This window comes from Mesorhizobium sp. M0768, from assembly GCF_040320195.1.
In the GTDB taxonomy this organism is placed as follows: Bacteria; Pseudomonadota; Alphaproteobacteria; order Rhizobiales; family Rhizobiaceae; genus Mesorhizobium.
On record NZ_JAMYPD010000019.1, the window covers coordinates 114,720 to 135,455 of the forward strand.

At 64.1% G+C, this 20,736-nt stretch carries 17 protein-coding genes; 6 read left to right on the plus strand and 11 right to left on the minus strand.

What is annotated here, in order from left to right; translation table 11 throughout:
* Window positions 1–125 precede the first annotated feature (125 nt).
* The 6 genes from pcaF to NKI08_RS22605 form a co-directional block, all read right to left on the minus strand.
* Window positions 126–1,331: a 3-oxoadipyl-CoA thiolase gene (gene pcaF / locus NKI08_RS22580; RefSeq protein WP_352772203.1), complete on the minus strand. Its 1,206-nt coding sequence runs from the start codon at window positions 1,329–1,331 to the stop codon at window positions 126–128.
* Between the two features lie 142 nt (window positions 1,332–1,473).
* Entirely contained in the window at window positions 1,474–2,235 is a 762-nt protein-coding gene (locus NKI08_RS22585) for an SDR family NAD(P)-dependent oxidoreductase (RefSeq protein WP_352772204.1), read from the minus strand.
* Window positions 2,236–2,247: 12 nt separating this feature from the next.
* The gene (locus NKI08_RS22590) at window positions 2,248–3,060 is read right to left on the minus strand and encodes an ABC transporter permease (protein ID WP_352772206.1); all 813 of its coding nucleotides are present in this window, start codon (window positions 3,058–3,060) and stop codon (window positions 2,248–2,250) included.
* Window positions 3,060–3,923: an ABC transporter permease gene (locus NKI08_RS22595; protein WP_352451300.1), complete on the minus strand. Its 864-nt coding sequence runs from the start codon at window positions 3,921–3,923 to the stop codon at window positions 3,060–3,062. The genes NKI08_RS22590 and NKI08_RS22595 overlap by 1 nt, the downstream gene beginning before the upstream one ends.
* 76 nt (window positions 3,924–3,999) lie before the next feature.
* Window positions 4,000–5,163, minus strand: a complete 1,164-nt coding sequence (locus tag NKI08_RS22600) for an ABC transporter substrate-binding protein (RefSeq protein WP_352470751.1) — start codon at window positions 5,161–5,163, stop codon at window positions 4,000–4,002.
* Window positions 5,144–6,274: an ABC transporter ATP-binding protein gene (locus NKI08_RS22605; RefSeq protein ID WP_352540866.1), complete on the minus strand. Its 1,131-nt coding sequence runs from the start codon at window positions 6,272–6,274 to the stop codon at window positions 5,144–5,146. Before NKI08_RS22605 ends, NKI08_RS22600 begins: the two co-directional genes overlap by 20 nt.
* Before the next feature lie 114 nt (window positions 6,275–6,388).
* Here NKI08_RS22605 and NKI08_RS22610 point away from each other — a divergent pair, with 114 nt between their 5' ends.
* Window positions 6,389–7,201 carry a response regulator transcription factor gene (locus NKI08_RS22610; protein WP_352470752.1) on the plus strand — a complete coding sequence of 271 codons (813 nt, stop codon included), beginning with the start codon at window positions 6,389–6,391 and terminating at the stop codon, window positions 7,199–7,201.
* Window positions 7,202–7,209: 8 nt separating this feature from the next.
* Here NKI08_RS22610 and NKI08_RS22615 read toward each other — a convergent pair whose 3' ends face one another.
* From NKI08_RS22615 to NKI08_RS22635, 5 genes are all read right to left on the minus strand, one after another.
* Complete coding sequence (locus NKI08_RS22615) at window positions 7,210–9,279, minus strand: 3-hydroxyacyl-CoA dehydrogenase NAD-binding domain-containing protein (RefSeq protein WP_352772211.1); 2,070 nt, start codon at window positions 9,277–9,279, stop codon at window positions 7,210–7,212.
* Between the two features lie 121 nt (window positions 9,280–9,400).
* Window positions 9,401–10,348, minus strand: coding sequence for an ABC transporter permease (locus tag NKI08_RS22620; protein ID WP_023678189.1), 948 nt, complete (start codon window positions 10,346–10,348; stop codon window positions 9,401–9,403).
* Window positions 10,349–10,350: 2 nt separating this feature from the next.
* A complete protein-coding gene (locus NKI08_RS22625; RefSeq protein ID WP_023678190.1) occupies window positions 10,351–11,325 on the minus strand; it encodes an ABC transporter permease in 975 nt (324 codons plus the stop codon).
* Window position 11,326: 1 nt separating this feature from the next.
* On the minus strand, window positions 11,327–12,820 hold the full coding sequence (locus NKI08_RS22630; protein WP_352470908.1) for a sugar ABC transporter ATP-binding protein: 1,494 nt from the start codon (window positions 12,818–12,820) through the stop codon (window positions 11,327–11,329).
* 74 nt (window positions 12,821–12,894) lie between these two features.
* Window positions 12,895–13,908 (minus strand): ABC transporter substrate-binding protein, encoded by a 1,014-nt coding sequence (locus tag NKI08_RS22635; RefSeq protein ID WP_352500808.1) that lies wholly within the window; start codon window positions 13,906–13,908, stop codon window positions 12,895–12,897.
* Between the two features lie 218 nt (window positions 13,909–14,126).
* On the opposite strand from NKI08_RS22635, the gene NKI08_RS22640 reads away from it, so the two are divergent.
* The 5 genes from NKI08_RS22640 (at window position 14,127) to NKI08_RS22660 (ending at window position 20,410) form a co-directional block, all read left to right on the plus strand.
* Window positions 14,127–16,538: a glucan 1,4-alpha-glucosidase gene (locus tag NKI08_RS22640; RefSeq protein ID WP_352772214.1), complete on the plus strand. Its 2,412-nt coding sequence runs from the start codon at window positions 14,127–14,129 to the stop codon at window positions 16,536–16,538.
* A gap of 100 nt (window positions 16,539–16,638) precedes the next feature.
* Entirely contained in the window at window positions 16,639–17,655 is a 1,017-nt protein-coding gene (gene gnd, locus NKI08_RS22645) for a phosphogluconate dehydrogenase (NAD(+)-dependent, decarboxylating) (protein WP_352772217.1), read from the plus strand.
* A gap of 22 nt (window positions 17,656–17,677) precedes the next feature.
* Window positions 17,678–19,054 (plus strand): glucose-6-phosphate dehydrogenase, encoded by a 1,377-nt coding sequence (zwf, locus tag NKI08_RS22650; protein ID WP_352772220.1) that lies wholly within the window; start codon window positions 17,678–17,680, stop codon window positions 19,052–19,054.
* A gap of 19 nt (window positions 19,055–19,073) precedes the next feature.
* Entirely contained in the window at window positions 19,074–19,778 is a 705-nt protein-coding gene (locus NKI08_RS22655) for an ROK family protein (RefSeq protein ID WP_352613174.1), read from the plus strand.
* A gap of 164 nt (window positions 19,779–19,942) precedes the next feature.
* On the plus strand, window positions 19,943–20,410 hold the full coding sequence (locus NKI08_RS22660; protein WP_352613172.1) for a Ros/MucR family transcriptional regulator: 468 nt from the start codon (window positions 19,943–19,945) through the stop codon (window positions 20,408–20,410).
* Window positions 20,411–20,736: the final 326 nt, after the last annotated feature.

The window sequence follows — 20,736 nt, forward strand, 5'->3', positions numbered from 1 at the left end:
CGAGCCGGCTCTCTTCTCTGGAATATCAGCGAAGGAACTATGGAACGGTGCCCGGCTTTTGTCCACATGGTCAAATTTGAGTGGGCGGAACGCGCCATTAAATGGTCCGGCAAATCGACGCTTGCTCACAATCTCTCCAGCGCCACCGCGATCCCCTGGCCGACCCCGATGCACATGGTGGCAAGTGCATAGCGGGCGCTACGTTCGCGCAGCTCCAGCGCCGCCGTGCCTGATATGCGCGCGCCGGACATGCCGAGCGGATGGCCGAGCGCGATGGCACCGCCATTCGGGTTGACGTGCTCCGCATCCTCGGCAATGCCGAGCTGGCGCAGCACGGCGATGCCTTGCGAGGCGAAGGCCTCGTTGAGCTCGACGACATCGAACTGTTGTGGCTTCAGGCCGAGCCGGGCACACAGCTTCTGCGTGGCCGGCACCGGACCGATGCCCATGATGCGCGGAGCGACGCCGGCGGTGGCACCGCCGAGGATACGGGCGATCGGCGTCAACCCGTATCTTTTCGCGGCTGCTTCCGAGGCGACGATCAGCGCCGCGGCGCCGTCATTGACGCCCGAGGCATTGCCGGCCGTAACCGTGCCGCCTTGCCGGAACGGCGTCGGCAACTTGGCCAACGCTTCGATCGACGTGCCGCCGCGGGGATGCTCATCTCTGTCGACAACGACCGGATCGCCCTTGCGCTGCGCGATCGTCACCGGCGTGATTTCCTTTGCCAGCCGGCCATTGGCTTGTGCGGCTACAGCCTTGTCCTGGCTGCGCACGGCAAATGCGTCCTGGTCGGCGCGGGAGACAGCGAACTCTTCCGCCACGTTCTCGCCGGTCTCCGGCATCGAATCGACGCCGTATTGCTTCTTCATCAGCGGATTGATGAAGCGCCAGCCGATCGTGGTGTCGTAAATCTCGGCATTGCGCGAAAAGGCGGTCTCTGCCTTCGGCAGCACGAACGGAGCGCGGCTCATCGATTCGACGCCGCCTGATATCATCAGCTCCGCCTCGCCGGCCTTGATGGCGCGGGCAGCAATCATCACCGCATCCATGCCCGAACCGCAGAGACGGTTGACGGTCGAGCCCGAAACCTCCTTCGGCAGGCCGGCCAGCAGCAGCGCCATGCGCGCCACATTGCGGTTGTCCTCGCCGGCCTGGTTGGCGCAGCCATAGACGATGTCGTCGATGGCAGCCCAGTCGATGTTTGGATTGCGCTCGACCAGCGCCTTCAGAGGTATAGCGCCGAGATCGTCGGCACGGACCGCCGACAACGAACCGCCGAAGCGTCCGATCGGCGTGCGGATGTAGTCGCAGATATAGGCCTCGGCCATTATACAGCCTTCCCGGTTGCGCTGATGATTTCTGCTCCCGACCCAGCCATGTTGGCCGCATTCTCCTTGAGACGAAAGCACATCTCGCCGCCGGCCGTTAGGCCAAAGAGAATTTCAGCTGCCGCCCGCCGGGAGCGGCGGATCAGCCGATGCTTTCTCCACCGTCGATCACCAGCGCCTGGCCGGTCATGAAGGACGAGCGGTCGGAGACGAGGAACAGGATCGCTTCGGCGATTTCCTCCGCGCTGGCCCAGCGCTGCATGGGAATTTTGGTGCGGACATAGTTCTCGATCGCCGCCCGCCCGCCCATCTGCGCGATGAACGGCTCGTTGAAGGGCGTATCGACCCAGCCGGGGCACAGCGCGTTGATGCGGACATTGTGTTTGGCATAGTCGAGCGACATCTGCCGGGTCATCGCCACCACTGCATGTTTTGACGTTGCGTAGGCGATCATTTCGCGGTCGTAGAACACACCCGAATTTGAGGCGGTATTCAGGATCACCCCGCCGCCTTGCGCGATCATCGACGGCATGACCAGCCTGGCCGCCAGGAACTGCGCCCGCACATTGATCCGCCAGGAGGCATCCATGCCGTCGGCGCCGACTTCGGTCAGCGTGCCGCCGACCTGGATCCCGGCATGATTGTGCAGGATGTCGATCCGCCGATGCCGGCCCAGCGTTCTCGCAATGAGCTGCTCGACCGCCGCATCCTCGCCGACGTCGGTGGCGATGGCCTCGGCCCGACCGCCCGCCGCACGAATGTCGGAGGCGGTTGCTTCCCCCGCCGCCTGGTCCCTGTCGGCGATCACCACGAGCGCACCTTCCCTGGCCATCATCATGGCGCCGGCACGCCCGATCCCCGACCCGGCACCCGTCACCACGGCGATGCGATCTCTCAGAATCATGTTTTTTATCTTTCAGTGTGATGGTTTTCGTTGCCGCAGTTGCCATTGGGCAACCACCACGAGCACAACGGAGGCGACGAGCACGATCGTCGCGATGGCATTGATCTCCGGCGTGACCCCGCGCCGGATCGAGGCGAAGACATAGATCGGCAACGTCGTCTGTGCGCCGGCGACGAAGAAAGCGACGATGAAATCGTCGAAGGAGAATGTGAAGGCGAGCAGGAAGCCGGCGATCACCGCCGGCATGATCTGCGGCAACACGATACTGCGGAACGTCGTCAGCGGGGTGGCGTAAAGATCGCTCGAGGCCTCGACCAGATTGCGGTCGAGGCTGCCGAGGCGCGTGCCGACAATCATCGCCACCAGCGCCATCGAAAACAGCCCGTGCGCGGCGATGATCGAGCCATAGCCGAGCGCCAGGCGCGGTGGCTGGTCGTTCGGCCACAGCGAAGCGACAAACGGGTTGACCACCCCGAATAGCTGGACCAGCGCGACCAGCGTCGAGATGCCGATGACGACACCAGGAACGACGATCGCAGCACCCAAAAGCGCATCGAACACGGCTCGCGTCCGCGCCCCGACACGCGCCAGGCCAACCGCGGCGGCCGTGCCGCACAGCGCCGCCAGCAAGGCGCTGGTCGTGGCGATGAACAGGCTGTTCTTCAGCGCTTCGACCAGGAACGGGTTTGCTAGTGCCTTGCCGTACCATTGCACCGAGAAGCCAGTGAACTCGCTGGCGTGGTGGCCGGCGTTGAACGAAAACAGCACTACCAGCGCGATCGGCAGGTAGAGAAAGGCAAAGACCGCAACGACGAAGGCACGCATCAGATCAGGTCCACCCGGCGGGCACCCGAAAGCCGGGTCGAAATGCGGTTCGCGGCAAGCAGCACGACCACTGAAACCGCCACAAGTGTGATGGCGATTGCCGATCCGAATGGCCAATTGCGCGATTGCAGGAACAGATCGACCAGCGCGTTGCCGATGAAGAAGACCTTGCCGCCGCCGAGTAGCGTCGGGATCAGATATTCGCCGAGCAGCAGGATCATGACCAGCGAGAAGCCGGTCATCACACCTGGCAGCGACAGCCGCAGCGTCACGCCGAGGAATGTCGAGATCGGCGTCGCGCCGAGATCGGCGGAGGCCTCCAGCAGCCGGCGGTCGAGCCGCTCGAGGCTGACATAGATCGGCAGGATCATCAGCGGCAGATAACCATAGACGATGCCGAGCAGAACCGCTCCCGGCGTGTTGATCAGCCGCACGTCCTCCATCCCGACATAGGCCAGGAGAGCTGGGATGCCGCGCCCGCCAAGCACATACATCCAGGCATAGGTTCGCATCAGCAGGCTGGTCCAGAACGGGATGACGACAAGCGCCAGCAGGATCAGCCGCCACCGTTCCGGCGCGCGCAAAGCGAGGTAATAGGCGACCGGATAGGCAACGAGAAGACAGGCCAGTGCGCCCGCCGGCGCCAGCACCATGGTGTTCCAGAAGGCGGTCGCCCGCGCCGGAAGATTGGCAAACTGCGCCAAGGTGAAAGCGGCCTGATAGCCGCCTTCCGGCGCCCGCTCGCCGACGCTGAAAACGGCAATCGCCACGAACGGCAAAACTAAAAACACCACCAGCCACGCAGTTGCTGGACCGAGCAGCAGGGCGGTCAGGAGATTGTGACGAAGGACATTGCTGCGCATTGAAAAAACCGCCCCGGTGCCGGCGGACATCTGTCCGCCGGGGAGTTGCCTGCATCGAGCCTGTAGCCTGCCAGGTTCAAGCCGACTTGAAGCGTGCCATCAATTCGGCCCGGCCCGGATCGGTTAGCGTTGCGGCCGCACCGAATTCGAGCGGCTTCAGCAGATCCGCCGCCGGATAGAGGATCGGATTGTCCAGCACCTCCTTGGGCAGCAGCGCATTGACCCGCGCATCGGTGGAAGGCGCGCCGTTGGCCAGGTGCTCCTTGACCGCGACTTTCGGGTTCATCAAATAGTTGAGCAAGGCATAGCCGGCAGGCTTGTTCGGCGCATCCTTGGGTATTGCGTAGAAGTCGGTCCAGATCTCGCCGCCTTCCTTGCCAAGCACGTAGGCGATTTCGGGGATGTCGCGGTGGAGCTGCGCCCCGTCATTGGTCCAGCACATCGTCATCCAGGCGTCGCCGGCACGCATCGACGGCTGGTAGTCGCTGGAGACCGCGAACAGATGCGGCTTGACCTTCAGCAGCAATTCCTCCGCCTTGGCGAGTTCGTCCGGCTTCAGCGAGTTGAACGAGAAGCCGAAATATTTCAGCGCGTTGCCGATCGTGGTCAGCTGGTAATCATGAACCATGGTCCGGCCGTCGCCCTCCGCCATGGCCGTGTCCCAGAATTCCTTCCAGCTTGTCATCGGCTTGGTCAGTTTCTTGGTGTTGACGGCAAAGCCGGTGGTGCCCCAATTCTTCGGCACCGCGTAGGTCACGCCATCGATCGTGCCTTCCCCAGTGAAGCGCGGGTCTTCTTGCGAGCCGTCATAATTGGCAAGCTTGGCCATATCCAGCGCCTCGATGATGCCAAGCTTCTTGTAAGTCGAGATCGTGTAGTTGGTCGGAACGAAAAGGCTCCAGCCCGAGGCGCCGGCCTGCAGCTTGGCCAGCATCTCCTCGTTTGACCCGAACACGTTCACCTCGACGGCAACGCCGGTTTCGGCCTTGAAATTCTCGAACGTCGCCGGGTCGTGATAATTGGGCCAGGTGGCAATCGACATGCGGTCGCCAAGCCCCTCCTGGGCGAAGGCTGGCGACGGCATGATGCCGAGTTCGCGGGCCATTACTGCCGTTGCGATGCCTAGGCCGGTGAGGCCAAGGAACTCGCGGCGGCCGATGGAACCGCGCTTGAGGCGCATCAACTGGTCGACGAATTTTTCAGGGCTTATCGGCAGTCCGTCACGATACGATTTCGACATTTTTGTTTTCCCTCTGGTTGGTCCCGTTATTCTCCGGAAACGCCAGCGGCGTTCCGGCTGTAAAGCCGACGGCGACGGGTTCACCCGGCTTGAAGAGATTTCCACCGCCAACCAGATGATCGGCCTTGGCGAGCAGTGTCCCGATGCCTTGGACCTCGATTGCATATTCCGCGGTGGAACCGAGAAAGATCCGGTTGCGGACAAGCCCGTTCAGCCGGCCGCTTCCGGGCGCGCCGAGACTTAAGGATTCAGGACGCAGGCTGACCGAGACGGCTTCGCCCTGGGCTAGCGAAGTGCGCTTGCGCGCGGCGATGACGGTGCCGTCGGCAAGCGCTATCTCGACGAGCTTGCCCGAGAGCCCGACGACCTTGCCGCTCAAGAGATTGGTCTTGCCGACGAAATCGGCGACGAAGAGGTCGGCGGGTTCGTCGTAGATTTCGCTCGGCTGCCCAAGCTGGACGATGCGCCCGCCATTCATGACGCAGACGAAATCGCTCATCGACAGTGCCTCTTCCTGATCGTGGGTGACCAGGACGAAGGTGATGCCGATCTCGCGCTGCAGGTTCTGCAGTTCTATCTGCATGTCGGTGCGCAGCTTCTTGTCGAGCGCCGCCAGGGGCTCGTCGAGCAGCAGCACCGCCGGCTTGTTGACCAGCGCCCGCGCCAGGGCGACACGCTGCTGCTGGCCGCCGGAAAGCTCATGGATCTTGCGGCGTCCATAGCCAGCAAGCCGAACCATGGCGAGCGCCTCGCCTGCCTTCAGGCTGATCTCCCGCGACGACAGGCGCGGCCGCGCCTGGCGCAGGCCATAGGCGACGTTGTCCGCCACATCCAGATGCGGAAACAACGCATATTGCTGGAACACCATGTTGACCGGCCGCCGATAGGGCGGCGTGCCGGCCATGTCGCGGCCACGGATGAATACCACACCTTCGCTTGGCTGTTCGAAACCGCCGATCATGCGCAAACAGGTTGTCTTGCCGCAGCCGGACGGCCCGAGCAACGCGACAAAGGCAGACGGCGGGATGGCAAGATCGATGCCGCTGACCGCGATCACGCTGCCGTAGCGTTTGGTGACCCCGCGAAACTCGATGTCGGGCACTGCGGTCAAAGCTGCGGGCTCCAGCGGCTGGTTGGTCTCGAAACGCTATCAGAGCCAATGGCGGCTAGTATATACCTCCCAGGTGGTATATTTCGTCTATTTTCTCGTATGGAGGGGTATGAATTGGGCGTTTCACGCAGCGATGAATACAGCCGGCTCGCTGCGCTCATCGCAGCGACGCGGGAGACGAGCGGCGAGCTTTTCGGCAAGGCGATGGTCGCCTGGCTCCGCCAGCATGTCAGCTTCGATCATTGCGTGATCTTCGGCTATCGCGGCGCCTCACGCCCGCCGCTGCTGTTCGAGACATTCTCGCCGGCCGAAAGCCACGTCTTCGTTGCGCTCTATCAGGAAGGGCCTTATCTGCTCGATCCGTTCCACCATGCGGCAGTCGAGCGCAAGGAAGGCTTTTGGCGCATGCGCGAATTGGCGCCGGATCGCTTCTATGCCAGCGAATATTACCGCTCCTATTACAGCCAGACCAGGCTTGCGGAGGAGGTCGGCTTTTTCGTGCCGCTGCCGGGAAAGGACGCGCTGGTGGTCTCGCTAATGCGATTGCGCGCTTCGGGGCCGTTCGGAACCGCCGATGCCAGGTTGCTGCGCGACATGGCGCCTGCGGTGATCAGCCTCGTCAGGCTACGCTGGCCTACCCTTCCGGCTGACGGACCGGTTGGGACGAAGCAAGACGAGGCGATTACTCCGGTCAGTGAGTTCGAACGTGCTCACATCTGGAAGAGCCTTTCGCTCACGCCGCGCGAACAGCATGTCGTCGATCTGGTGCTTCAGGGCCATTCCACGGAATCGATTGCCAGGGCGATGCGCATCGTGCCGGGAACCGTAAAAGTTCATCGCCGCAACATTTACCGCAAGCTCAAGATAAAGTCGCAGGCGGGTCTGTTCGCGCGTTTTGTCGAGATCATGGACGCACGGATTCGGTAGTCCCAAGTTCAGCCGGCAGCGCCGTCCCAGGAACCGGTTTCGGCCATTTGCCTCAGCCGGGGTGCCACTCGAAAGACATCCTTGCCGGTCTGCTGGTGCCAGTGATCCAGCCGCCGGATGATCTTGTCCACGCCTTCGAGGCTCGCCCAGAACATCGGCCCGCCCTTGCCGACCGGGAAGCCGTAGCCGTTGACCCAGACGACGTCGATATCGGAGGCGCGGGCGGCAATCTTTTCCTTGAGGATTTTGGCGCCCTCGTTGATCATCGGATAGAGCGTCCGCTCGATGATCTCCTCGGCGCCGATCGCGCGCGGTGCAACACCGCGCTCGGCAGCCTTGTTGCGGATCAGCGCCTCGACATCGGGATCGGGCAGCGGCGTGCGCGAACCGCCTTCATAGCGATAGAAGCCGCTGCCGGTCTTCTGGCCGAAATGTCCCTGTTCGCACAACGCATCGGCGATCACGGCCGTCTGGCCACGCGCCTTGCGGTTGCGCCAGCCTATGTCCAGGCCGGCGAGATCGCTCATCTCGAACGGCCCCATCGGCCAGCCGAAATCGGTGAACACCTGGTCGACCTGGCGCGGCATTGCGCCTTCCAGCAGAAGCGTCTCCAGTTCCGCACCGCGCGCCGCCAGCATGCGGTTGCCGACGAAGCCGTGGCAGACGCCGACGACGACCGGCACCTTGCCGATCCGCCGTGCCAGATCGACGATGGTCGCCAGCACGTCGGGCGAAGTCTTTTCGGCGCGGACGATTTCCAAAAGCTTCATGACGTTAGCCGGCGAAAAGAAATGCATGCCGAGGAGATCTTGCGGCCGCGACGTCGACGCGGCGATTTCGTTGACGTCGAGATAGGAGGTGTTGGTGGCGAGGATCGTGCCCGGCTTGGCCACGGCATCGAGCCTGCCGAAAACATCCTTCTTGACCGCCATCTCCTCGAACACGGCCTCGACGATCAGGTCGCAATCGGCAAGATCGGCATAGTCGGTGGAACCCTTGAACAACCCAAGCCGTTGGCGCTTGGCGTCTTCGCTCAGCGAGCCGCGGATGACGGAAACGGCATAATTCTTGTTGATCGTCGCCAGCCCGCGCTGCAAGGCCTCGTGTGTCGCTTCCAGCAAGGTCACGGGGACGCCGCCGTTGGCGAACGCCATGGCGATGCCGCCGCCCATCGTGCCGGCGCCGATGACGCCGACCCGGGCGATCTTGCGCCTGACGACGTCCTTGCCGGCAATCTTTGCCGCCTCACGTTCAGCGAAGAACAAATGCCGCTGCGCGCGTGATTGGCCCCCGGCGACAAGCTTGACGAACAGGTCGCGCTCCGCCGCCAGCGCTTCGTCGCAGGGCAGCGTCAGGGCGTTGCGGACCGACTGCGCACAGGCGATCGGCGCCTCGAGGCCGCGTGCTTTGCCGGCAAGCACTGCCGCTTCCTTGTCGAACGCCGGCAAGTCGGCCGGGTCGAGGCGATCATTGCGGTCGCGCACTGGCGTGAACGGACCGCCTTTCGCGGCCGTTTCGTTGGCGAAACTCACCGCTTGCGCGGTCAGGTCGCCATCGAAGACGGCATCCACCAGGCCGGCGGCGAGCGCCTCGGCCGCACCGATCGGCGTTCCCGAAACGATCATGCTGAGTGCCTTCAGCGGACCAACCAGGCGCGGCAGGCGAACCGTGCCGCCGCCGCCCGGCAGCAGGCCGAGCTTGACTTCCGGCAGGCCGAGCCTTGCCGTTCGGTCGGCAACACGGAAATGGCAGCCGAGCGCCAGTTCCAGGCCGCCGCCGAGCGCAGTGCCGTGAATGGCCGCGACCGTCGGCTTGGCGATGGTTTCCAGCATGGCGACTAGGGCGCCCAGGTCCGGTTGCCGCGCCGGCTTGCCGAATTCGGTGATGTCGGCGCCGGCGACGAAGGTCCGCCCGGCGCATGCTATCACGATTGCTCCGACCGACGGCTCGTCGCGCAGGGAAACGAGCGCCTGCATCAGCGGCTCGCGTACATGGAAGCTCAGCGCGTTGACCGGCGGATTGTCGATGCTCACCACCGCGACGTTGCCGTGCCTTGTAGTGCTGACGAAATCGGACACGCAAACCTCACGCAATGATGTTGGCCAATAGCGCGACGGGATTTACAGCGCTGGCATGCGGATGGGAACCACGTGTTTTGCAGGCCGGATCGATATCCCTTCGCCGCCGGGTGGCCTTGCTTTAGCGCAGCGCCTTCTGCCCACCGGCTGCGGTGATGACGCCGACGATGATCAGCCCTGTCAGCACCAGGCGGACGCCGACGCTGACGCCGAACGTGTTGAGCATGGTCAACAGCAGCACCAGGAACAGCGCCGCGCCCCAGACCCCCGGCACATTGGCCTTGCCGCCCGCCACCGACGTGCCGCCGATGACGACGACCGCGATCGAGGCCAGCAGATACTCATTGCCGATATCGACATTGGCGCCGCGGAAATAGCCGGCGAGCAGTGCGCCGTCGAGGCCGCCGAGCGCGCCCGACAGCGTGTAGGTGAGGAAGCGGGTGCGGCCGACATTGACGCCGGCCAGCCAGGCAGCGCGGATGTTCTGGCCGATCGCCAGCACCGAGCGTCCGTAGATCATGCGCTGCAAAACGATGCCGGCGCCGATGGTGAACAGCACGGTGAGGATCGCCAGCACCGGGATGCCGAAGACCTGCCAGTTGGTGAAGTCGGCAAAGCCCGGCGGCGGCTTGATCTGCAGGCCCCGCCCATAGCTGATATCGACCGACTGGATGACGAAGCTGGCCGACAGCGTCGCGATGATCGGTGGAATGCGCAGCGCCCATATCAGCAGATAGTTGACGGCGCCGATCGCCATGCCGCAGGCAAGCGCTGCCAGCAGGCCGACCGCGATCATCGCATCATTGCCGTCCATGACCTTCATGGCGACGGCGCTGGCAAGGCCGATATTGGCCGGCAGCGACAGGTCGACGTTGCCCGGCCCGAGCGTGATGACGAACATCTGCCCGACGCCGACGATGACCGTGAAGACGGCGAGCGACAGCGCCGCCGTGATCATGCCGCCGCCGCCATAGCCGCCGGTGAAAGCGATGGTCGCCAGCCACACCAGCAGCGCCCCGAAGAACGACCAGATCCAGGGTCTGGCGAGCAGTGTCCGCAGCGATGCCATGCTCACCTCTCCCTGCGGCTGATCAACACCCGCGCCGCCAGCACGATGATCAGGATGGCGCCGTTGGCGGCGACCTGCCAATCGGGCGGAATGTGCATGAACGTCAGCAGTGGCGATGCCGCCAGCGCCAGCGTCAGCGCGCCGATGACGGCGCCGATCGGCGACACCCGGCCGCCGACGAACTCGCCGCCGCCGAGGATGACGCCGGCGATCGAAAGCAGCGTGTAGCCATTGCCGATATTGGCATCGGCCGAGGTGGTGATGCCGATCAGCGCCATGCCGGACAAAACGCCGAACAGGCCGGTCAGCGCAAACAGGGCGATCTTGGTGCGCAGCAGCGACCAGCCGGCGCGCTTGAGCGCGGCTGAATTGCCGCCCGATCCACGCAGGATGACGCCGTAGGAGGTACGCATCAGGCCAAAGTGGACGACGGCTGCGATCAGCAATGCCGCGATGATCGGGAACGGAATGAAGGGTGGCTTGAAGGCCATCAGCGCCAGCAGCCAGTCCGGCGCCTTGCCGCCGGGCTTGGGCAGGATGAGGATGGCCATGCCCTGCCAGACAAAACTCATGCCGAGCGTCACCACGATAGAGGGCAGGTTGCGCAGATGGATCAGCGCGCCGAGCAGCGCGTAGACGCCGATCGACCCGAGCAGGATCACGACGCCGAGCAGCGGCGCGTCCTTCAGCCATGTCGCCGTCACGCAGCCGACGAAGCCGACAAAGGTGCCGATCGACAGATCGAGCTCGTTGCCGGCGATGACGAACATCTGCGCGATCGTCGCCAGAGCGATCGGGATCGCCAGATTGAGCATCAGGCTGAAACCGAAATAGCTGATGGCGCGCGGGTTGAGCCAGGCGATGGCGATGAGCACCAGCGCCAGCGACAGTGCCGGCAGCAGGCTGCGCAGCATGCGCGCCCGCCTGGTGGCGCGAGCCGAAGATTTTAGCCCATTCTCGACGGATACCGCTGTCATCTCAGGCCGCATCGCCGAACGACGACTGGATGATCTTTTCCTCCGTCAGTTCGTCGCGACGAAGGTTGGCGACGATCCGGCCGTTCTTGAACACATAGATGTGGTCGCAATTGTCGAGCTCTTCGGTTTCGGTGGTGTACCAGAGGAAAGTGCGGCCATGGCGAGCCTCCTCGCGCACGAGGTCGTAGACTTCGAGCTTGGTGCCGATGTCGACGCCGCGCATCGGATCGTCCATCAGCACGATCTTGGCGTCGGAGCCGAGCGCCCGCGCGAACAGCGCCTTCTGCTGGTTGCCGCCGGACAGCGAGAAGATGTTGTTGTTCATGTCGGGCGTACGGATGCCGATTTTCCGCTGCCACAACTCGGCGAGCTCGGCTTCACGCTGCGGCGAGATCAAAAGGCCGTTGCGCAATCGCGCCAGCGAACGGATGCCGATGTTCTCGGCGATCGACCATTGCGGAAAAATCCCGTCCGACTGGCGGTCGCCGGCAACCAGCGCCACCGGCGCGGTAACCTCGATGCCGGTCTTGGCGCGGGAAGCCGCGGCAAAGATCGCCAGCAAAAGATCGGTCTGCCCATGCCCGGCAAGCCCGGCAAGCCCGATGATCTCACCGGCACGGGCGACGAGCTCGTTGCCGTCCTGCTGTCGCGCCGGGCGCGCCCGGACCCGCAGCGGGCCGGGCTCCGGCTTGCCGCTCGCAATCTCTGCGGCGGTCTTCTCGCGCGCCTCCGCTCCGCCCATCGCCGTCACCAGCCTGTCGCGGTCGAAGGCGTCGGCCTGCCCGGCGGCGACCACCTTGCCGTCGCGCATCACCACGATCCGGTCGGCATTTCCGAGCACTTCGCCCAACACATGCGAGATCAGGATGCAGCTCTTGCCGGCGGCGATGAAGCGGCGCACGAACGCCAGCAGCTGGCCGGCGGTATGCGCGTCGAGCGAGGATGTCGGCTCGTCGAGGATAACCAACTCGAGCGGCTCCTGCGTGACCGTGAAGGCGCGCGCCACCTCCACCATCTGCCGGCTGGTGATGGAAAGATCACCGACGATGTCGGATGCCGAGATGCTGTGGCCTGGGAAGATCTCGTCGAGCTTGGCAGCGATCAGATCGGCCGCCTTGCGCCGCCAGCCGAAGCCATGCAGCGACGCGTGGTTGATCCGCGTGTTCTCGGCGACGCTGAGGTTCGGGCAGAGCGACAGCTCCTGGAACACACAGCGTATGCCGAGCTGCTGCGCGCGCGGCACCGAATAACTTGCCTCGACACCGCCGCGGACCGCGATCTGCCCGCTGTCGGGGGCAAGCGTGCCCGCCACCATATGCATGAGCGTCGATTTTCCGGCGCCGTTATGGCCGACGAGACCGACGCATTCTCCGGCACGAACGCTGAAATCGACACCGGCGAGCGCCCGGACGGCGCCGAAATGTTTTTCGGCTCCGTCCAGTCTTATGATGTCCAAACTGACGGCGCCGAAAAGCTTTTCGGCGCCGTCCGGCATGATGATGTCTGCATTGGCCTCGGGCATCCCTCAACGATACCCGGTTATCCGTGGCGGCAACAATAGTGCCATGCTCACTTGATGTTGGCCTTGATCGCCGCGATGGCGTCTTCCTGCGTGTATTCGTGGCTGGCGACGCCGCCCTTCGGAATCTTCGGCAGCGCGGCCTCGAAATCGTCCTGGGTGAAGGCAAGATAGGGCACCAGCAGGTCGTGCGGCACGTCGGTGCGGCCGTCGAGCACCTGCTGCGCCACCCAGAAGGCAAGCGTCGATACGCCCGGTGCGATCGATGCCGACCAGGTCTGGTAACCGTCCTTTTCCTTCTGCTCCTTCCACCACTGCAACTCGTCCTGGCGATTGCCCATGATGATGGTCGGGCGTGGCTTGCCGGCGGCGGCGAAAGCCTGCGCCGCGCCGTAGCCGTCACCGCCCTGGTCGACGACCCCGATAACATCCGGCAGCGAAGGCAGGATCGTCGCTACGGCTTTCTGTGCCGTGGTCTGGTCCCAGTCGCCGGTCACCGAGCCGACGATCTTGAACTCGGGATGGGCAGCGACGCCTTCGAGGATGCCGGCATGGATGGCATCGTCGATCGAAGTGCCGGCGAGGCCGCGGATTTCCAGCAGGTTGCCGCCCTTGGGCTGGAACTTGGCCATCTGCTCGACTTCCTGCTTGCCCATGTCCTTGAAGTCGACGACGACGCGGTAGGCGCAGGGTTCGGTGACGATACCGTCGAAGGAAACGACGATAATGCCGGCGTCGCAGGCCTGCTTGATGGCGCCGTTGAGCGCATCCGGAGACGCCGCGTTGATGACGATCGCGTCATAGCCCTGCAGGATCAGGTTCTGCACCTGGGCTGCCTGCGTCGGCACTTCCTTGTCGGCCGTCGTGAAGACGTCCGCGGCGCCGACCACCTTGTCGGCAACCGCCTTCTTGGTAACGATGGCGTAGCTGTCCAGCATCGCCTGCCGCCAGGAATTGCCGGCGTAATTGTTGGAGAAGGCGATTTTCTTGCCGCTGGTGTCGGCAAGCGCGGTACCTGCGGCGAGCATCGCCGCAAGAGCCCCCAAAGCGAATATTTTCCTCATGTCATACTCCTCCCGTGAGTTGCTGTCTTACTGGTGGTTAATGGCTGGCTGGTGGGTATTGGCTGATACGCTCACAATCTTGTTTTTTATCTATTATCAGACAAATGCAGATAGGCGGCAAGCTGTCAACATCAAACCATGGCCGGCGATCAACTTGCGGTGCAATCATTGAAACCGGTTCGACTCCTGGTCTAGGGATGGCACTGGAGACCGATTGAATGGCGACGAACCTTGCCCCGGGTGCACCCGGCATTCCGGCACGCTGGACCTCGAGCGCCAAGAGCGGCGTCGGCACCGCGCTCTCGCCGGCCTGCCCGATCTGGTTCACCATCAGCCACGGTATCCTCAACGAGATCTACTACCCGCGCCTCGATAGCGCATGCACCCGCGATCTGGGGCTGATCGTCACCGGACCCGACGGCTATTTCTCGGAAGAAAAACGCGACGCCGAACACAGTATCGAACCCCTGGCGGACGGGGTGCCTGCCTACCGGCTGGTCAACACCGCAAGCGATGGAACCTACAGGATCGAAAAGCGCATCCTGACGGATCCGGAACGTCCCGTCTTGCTGCAGGAGATCATGTTCACGCCGCTCAAAGGCGCGGCCGCCGACTACCGCGTCTACGCGCTGCTGGCACCGCACCTCGTCAACGCCGGCATTGGCAACACCGCCTGGATCGACGACCATGAAGGACAGCCTGTCCTGTTTGCATCGGGACGCGGCACCTGCCTGGCGCTCGCCTCGTCGCTGCCGTGGAAGGCGTGCTCGGCCGGCTATGTCGGCGTCTCCGACGGCTGGCAGCAGCTTCGTCAAGGCGGCCGGCTCGATCCGGCCTGCCGCAGGGCCGAGGACGGCAATGTCGCGCTGACCGGCGAGATCGCCTTTTCGGCCGCAAACCCAAAAATATTGCTGGCGCTCGGCTTCGGCACGACGCCGCAACAGGCGGCGGAAACCGCTTTCGCCAGCCTGAGGCAAGGTTTTGAGCCCGCAGCCGGATCCTACGTCGACAAATGGCGCAAATGGCAGGCCGGATTGCTGCCGCTGGACCGGCATGCGGCGTCCGGCCTCAACAGCTACCGCCTCAGCACGGCGGTGCTGGCGACACACCGGTCGTCCGCCGGAGCAGCCGTTGCCAGCCTGTCGATCCCGTGGGGCTTCAACAAGGGCGACGACGATCTCGGCGGCTATCACCTGGTCTGGCCGCGCGATCTGGTCGAAACCGCCGGCGGCTTCCTCGCTGCCGGCGACCCGGCGGAAGCCTTGCGCATCCTTGGCTATCTGCGCTCGATCCAGCAGCCGGACGGCCATTGGCCGCAGAACGCCTGGCTCGACGGATCGGCCTATTGGCCGGGCATCCAGATGGACGAATGCGCCTTCCCGCTGCTGCTTGCCGACGCACTGCGCCGCGCCGGCCATTTGCCGCCTGCCGCACTCTCCTCCTTCATGCCGATGATCGAGCGCGCTGCCGCCTATGTCGTGCGCAACGGCCCGGTCACCGGCGAGGACCGCTGGGAAGAAGACGCCGGCTACAGCCCGTTCACACTTGCGGTCGAGATCGCCGCATTGCTTGCGGCTGCGGACATCTTCGATGCCGCCGGCAAAACAGAGCCGGCAAACTATCTGCGCGAAACCGCCGATGTCTGGAACGATCAGATCGAGCGCTGGACCTACGTGGCCGGCACCGCCGCATGCGAGCAAGCCAGCGTCGAAGGCTACTATGTCCGCATCGCGCCGCCCGACAAAGCCGGCGCGGCATCGCCGAAAGACGGCTACGTCCCGATCAAGAACCGCCCGCCGGCCGATACGGACCGGCCGGCCAAGGCGATCGTCAGCCCGGATGCGCTGGCGCTGGTCCGCTTCGGCCTCAGGGCGGCCGACGATCCGCGCATCCTCGACACGGTCAAGGTCATCGACGCGCAATTGCGCTGCGAACTGCCGCAGGGCCCGCTCTGGTACCGCTACAATGGCGATGGCTATGGCGAGCATGCCGACGGCGCGCCCTTCGATGGAACCGGCCGGGGCCGGCCCTGGCCGCTGCTGGTCGGCGAGCGTGCTCATTACGAGCTGGCGGCAGGCCGCAGGGATAGTGCGGCAAGCCTGCTCAGGACGTTCGAGAACTCTGCCGGACCGGGCGGCCTGCTGCCGGAGCAGGTCTGGGACGGTCCCGACATCCCGGAGCGCGAATTGCGGCATGGCGGGCCCTCCGGCAGCGCCAAGCCGCTGGTCTGGGCGCATTCCGAGCACATCAAGCTGCTGCGGTCGCTGCGCGACGGCACGGTGTTCGACATGCCGCCGCAAGGCGTCAAGCGCTATATCGAGGGCAGGACGGTGTCGCGCTTCAGGGCATGGCGCTTCAACCACAAGATCCGTACCATCCCGGCAGGCAAGGCGCTGCGCATCGAACTTCTGGCCCGGGCGGTGGTTCATTGGAGCAGCGACAATTGGGCAACCGTCCATGACACCGAGACCACCGCGAATGCTTTCGGCATCCATCTTGCGGAATTGCAGGTTGCCGAGATTGCTCCAGGCAATAGCCCGGGCAATAGCATTGTCTTCACTTTCTTCTGGCCCGATAGCGGCCATTGGGAGAATGCTGACTTTTCTGTCGGCATCGGCGATACAGGATAGAGCATGACCCCGCAAAGTGGAGACCGGTTTTCGGACAAGATCATGCTTCAATCACGGCGCCACTAGATCATCGATCCCTCAAGTAAGGCAGGACGAGACCATGCAGATAGGAATGATGGGACTGGGCCGGATGGGCGCCAACATGGTTCGGCGCCTGCTGCGCGATGGCCACGAATGCGTCGTCTACGATATTAACCCGGCGAGCGTCGCCGCGCTTGTGAGCGCCGGCGCGGTCGGAACCGCGTCGATGGAGGAGTTCGTCGGCAAGCTGGCGAGGCCGCGCAGCGCCTGGCTGATGCTGCCTGCGGCAATCACCGGCAAGATCGTCGACCAGGTGGCTGCCCTGATGGAGCCGGGCGACATCATCATAGACGGCGGCAATTCCTATTATCACGAGGCCGTCGACCACGCCGCGCGCCTCGCCTTGAAAGGCTTGAGCTATGTCGATGTCGGCACCAGCGGCGGCGTCTGGGGCCTCGAGCGCGGCTACTGCCTGATGATCGGCGGCCCCGACAGCGCGGTGCAGCATCTCGATCCGGTCTTCGCTACGCTGGCGCCGGGCGCCGACGCCGCTTCGCCCGCCCCTGCCAAGGATGCCGGAACCGCGCCCTTCGGCTATCTCCACTGCGGACCAAGCGGCGCCGGCCATTTCGTCAAGATGGTCCATAACGGTATCGAATATGGCGTCATGGCCGCCTATGCCGAAGGCATGAACATCCTGAAATCGGCGAATGCCGGCAAGCGGCAGCGCACCGCCGACGCCGAAACCAGCCCGCTGGAAAACCCGCAATATTACCAGTTCGACATCGACATCGCTGAAGTGGCCGAGGTCTGGCGGCACGGCAGCGTCATCGGCTCGTGGCTGCTCGACCTGACGGCCGGCGTACTGAAGGCCGATTCGTCGTTGACGCAGTTCGGCGGGCGGGTCTCGGATTCCGGCGAAGGCCGCTGGACGCTGAAGGCGGCGATCGACACCGGCGTGCCGGCGCCGGTGCTGTCCTCGGCGCTGTTCGACAGGTTCTCCTCGCAAGGCGAATCCGAATTCGCCGACAAGCTTCTGTCCGCCATGCGCTATGCCTTTGGCGGCCATGTCGAAAAACCCAAGGCCGGCTCGTGACGGGCGACAGGGAGGCACGCCCATGAGCCAGGAACGATCGGACACGCTGGTGCTTTTCGGCGCCACCGGCGATCTTGCCCACAAGAAGATCTTCCCCGCCCTTTACGCCATGGTGGCCAAAGGGACGCTGAACGAGCCGGTGATCGGCGTCGCCTTCGATCCGTGGGACCTCGCCAAGCTGCAGGCGCGCGCCCGCGACGGCATCGTCAACGCCTTGGGCAGCATCGATGACAAGATCTTTGCCAGGCTTGCATCGCTGCTGCGCTATGTCAGTGGCGACTATCGGGCGCCTGCGACCTTCGAGAAGCTGAAGACCGCGCTCGGCAGCGCTGAGCGGCCGCTGCACTATCTGGCGGTGCCGCCGGCGATGTTCGAGGTGGTCGTCCAGGGGCTGGAGCAGTCGGGCGCCGCCCAGGGCGCGCGCCTGATGGTGGAAAAGCCGTTCGGCCACGATCTGCAATCGGCGCGCTGGCTGAACCGGGTGCTGCATCTGGTCTTCGATGAAAAGTCGATCTTCCGCATCGACCATTATCTCGGCAAGGAGGCGATCCAGAACCTGCTCTATTTCCGCTTCGCCAATTCCTTCCTCGAGCCGATCTGGAACCGCAATTACGTCGAGAGCGTGCAGATCACCATGGCCGAGGATTTCGGCGTCGAGGGCCGCGGCCGCTTCTATGACGAGGTCGGCTGCATTCGCGACGTCATCGAAAACCATCTGCTCAATATCCTCTTGCTGCTCGCCATGGAACCGCCGGTCGGCCGCTCGGCCGACGATCTCATCGACGAGAAGGTGCAGGTCCTGCGGGCGATCCGGACGCTGACCAGGGACGATGTGGTGCGCGGGCAGTTCGACGGCTATCTCAACGAGCCGGGCGTGGCGCCGAACTCGCCGGTCGAGACCTTCGCGGCGGTGCGCTTTTTCGTCGATACCTGGCGCTGGCAGGATGTGCCGTTCTTCATTCGCGCCGGCAAATCCCTGCCGGTGCACGCCACCGAGGTCATCGTGCAACTGAAGCGGCCGCCGCTCGACGTCTTCGATCCGATCAAGCCCGGCGACTGCAATCACGTGCGCTTCCGCATCGATCCTCAGGTGGCGATCTCGATCGGAGCCCGGCGCAAGGCGCCCGGCGATGACATGGTCGGTGAGCAGGTCGAGCTCACCGCGCTGGACGATTCGAAGGGCGACATGCCGCCTTACGAGCGGTTGATCGGCGACGCCATGAACGGCAACGGCCAGCTGTTCACCCGCCAGGACGCCAGCGAGCTCGCCTGGCGCATCGTCGGCCCGGTGCTCGGCGACACCACGCCGCCCCCTGTCTACGCGCCAAAGACATGGGGGCCGGCCGAAGCCATGGCTGGATTCGGGCCGCCGAACGGCTGGATCAATCCGGCGAAATGATTTCTGGGAGGCGAAGGCGATGGCCAAGGCGGTGAGGCACCCGGCATCGGAGGAAGAAAAGATCGTGCTTGCGATCGATATCGGCGGCTCGCACGTCAAGATCCGCACCAGTGCCGGCGGCGACGAGCGCAAGACCGCTTCCGGACCGGAGCTTACGCCGCAGCAGATGGTCGCGGCGGTGAAGACGCTCGCCGAAGGGCTGCGCTACGATGTCGTCTCGATGGGCTATCCGGGCCCGGTGCACCACAACCGGCCGCTGACCGAACCCGCCAATCTCGGCAAGGGCTGGGTCGGCTGCGATTTCGCCGCCGAGTTCGGCAAACCGGTCAAGGTCGTTAACGATGCGCTCATGCAGGCCATCGGCAGTTATGAGGGCGGCCGCATGCTGTTCCTTGGCCTCGGCACCGGCCTGGGGGCCGCGATGATCGTCGATAACGTTGCCCAGCCGATGGAGCTTGCCCACCTTCCCTACAAGAAGCGCGGCAGTTTCGAAGACTATGTCGGCGAACGCGGCCTGCAAAAGCGCGGCAAGAAGAAATGGCGCAAACACGTCTTCGACGTGGTCGACCGGCTTCGCGCCGCCATGCAGCCGGACTACGTGGTCATCGGCGGCGGCAATGTCGACGAACTCACCGACTTGCCCGCCGATTGCAGACGCGGCGACAACACACGCGCCTTCGAGGGCGGATTTCGACTATGGCGCGACAAATCCCTGATTATTTGATATTGCTGATTGTCTGATATTATCGAGCACCGGCTCAGGGTTGTTAATCCCGCGCTGCCGTTAGTATTATTATTCAAAATAATGTGTGACGTGGTGCGGCGTCATTGCATTGCGCAGATTTGCCGACTAGGAATTTCTGCGACCCCCATGGACGGAGAGATAGATTGACCGACGACAACAACAACGCTCGCAAAAATATCGACCTGCTCGAGCTGACCGCCCATATCGTGTCCGCCTATGTCGAGAAGAACCGCTTGCCGGCTTCCGGCCTCGGCGATCTCATCGCCAGCGTCAGCGCTTCCATAGGCGGGCTCGGGCAACCGGCAGTGCCGGTCGCCGCGCCGCTGACGCCTGCCGTCAATCCCAAGAAATCGGTGACGCCGGACTACATCATCTGTCTCGAGGACGGCAAGAAGTTCAAATCCTTGAAGCGCCATATCGGCGTTCATTTCGGGCTGACGCCCGACGCCTATCGCGCCAAATGGGGCCTGCCGTCGGACTACCCGATGGTCGCCCCCAACTACGCGGCCTCGCGTTCGCAACTGGCCAAGGCGATCGGCCTCGGCCGCAAAGCCCCGCCCGCGCCCACGCCCGTCAAGGGTAGGGGCAGGAAGGCCAAGGCGACGGCCTAAAGCATCGTTCGAAGCCCTGCAAACGCAAGCCTCGAAGATTGGCGGGACAGCGCCCCCCTCTGTCCTGCCGGACATCTCCCCCTCAAGGGGGGAGATCAGCTGCCTCGCCGATGGCGCTACGCTTTAAACGTACAAATCTTTGAACGTACAAATTGCCTTCGAAGCCGGAGACTGGCGAAGGACGTCGCGACGTCCAATCTCCCCCCTTGAGGGGGAGATGTCCGGCAGGACAGAGGGGGGGGCGAAGGAACTCGACCTGCGCGCCAAATAACCCTCTCCATCTCCGCCGAGCGTGGTTGCCGCCTGCAATTGGTATGGCAGCCTGA

What these genes read in the sequence shown, in the direction of transcription:
- NKI08_RS22630 (WP_352470908.1), bottom strand. Translation starts at nt 12,820, where the DNA reads ATGCCGGACGGCGCCGAAAAGCTTTTCGGCGCCGTCAGTTTGGACATC.
- NKI08_RS22640 (WP_352772214.1), top strand. Translation starts at nt 14,127, where the DNA reads ATGGCGACGAACCTTGCCCCGGGTGCACCCGGCATTCCGGCACGCTGG.
- zwf (WP_352772220.1), top strand. Translation starts at nt 17,678, where the DNA reads ATGAGCCAGGAACGATCGGACACGCTGGTGCTTTTCGGCGCCACCGGC.
- NKI08_RS22625 (WP_023678190.1), bottom strand. Translation starts at nt 11,325, where the DNA reads ATGACAGCGGTATCCGTCGAGAATGGGCTAAAATCTTCGGCTCGCGCC.
- NKI08_RS22585 (WP_352772204.1), bottom strand. Translation starts at nt 2,235, where the DNA reads ATGATTCTGAGAGATCGCATCGCCGTGGTGACGGGTGCCGGGTCGGGG.
- pcaF (WP_352772203.1), bottom strand. Translation starts at nt 1,331, where the DNA reads ATGGCCGAGGCCTATATCTGCGACTACATCCGCACGCCGATCGGACGC.
- NKI08_RS22655 (WP_352613174.1), top strand. Translation starts at nt 19,074, where the DNA reads ATGGCCAAGGCGGTGAGGCACCCGGCATCGGAGGAAGAAAAGATCGTG.
- NKI08_RS22590 (WP_352772206.1), bottom strand. Translation starts at nt 3,060, where the DNA reads ATGCGTGCCTTCGTCGTTGCGGTCTTTGCCTTTCTCTACCTGCCGATC.
- gnd (WP_352772217.1), top strand. Translation starts at nt 16,639, where the DNA reads ATGCAGATAGGAATGATGGGACTGGGCCGGATGGGCGCCAACATGGTT.
- NKI08_RS22635 (WP_352500808.1), bottom strand. Translation starts at nt 13,908, where the DNA reads ATGAGGAAAATATTCGCTTTGGGGGCTCTTGCGGCGATGCTCGCCGCA.
- NKI08_RS22600 (WP_352470751.1), bottom strand. Translation starts at nt 5,163, where the DNA reads ATGTCGAAATCGTATCGTGACGGACTGCCGATAAGCCCTGAAAAATTC.
- NKI08_RS22620 (WP_023678189.1), bottom strand. Translation starts at nt 10,348, where the DNA reads ATGGCATCGCTGCGGACACTGCTCGCCAGACCCTGGATCTGGTCGTTC.
- NKI08_RS22595 (WP_352451300.1), bottom strand. Translation starts at nt 3,923, where the DNA reads ATGCGCAGCAATGTCCTTCGTCACAATCTCCTGACCGCCCTGCTGCTC.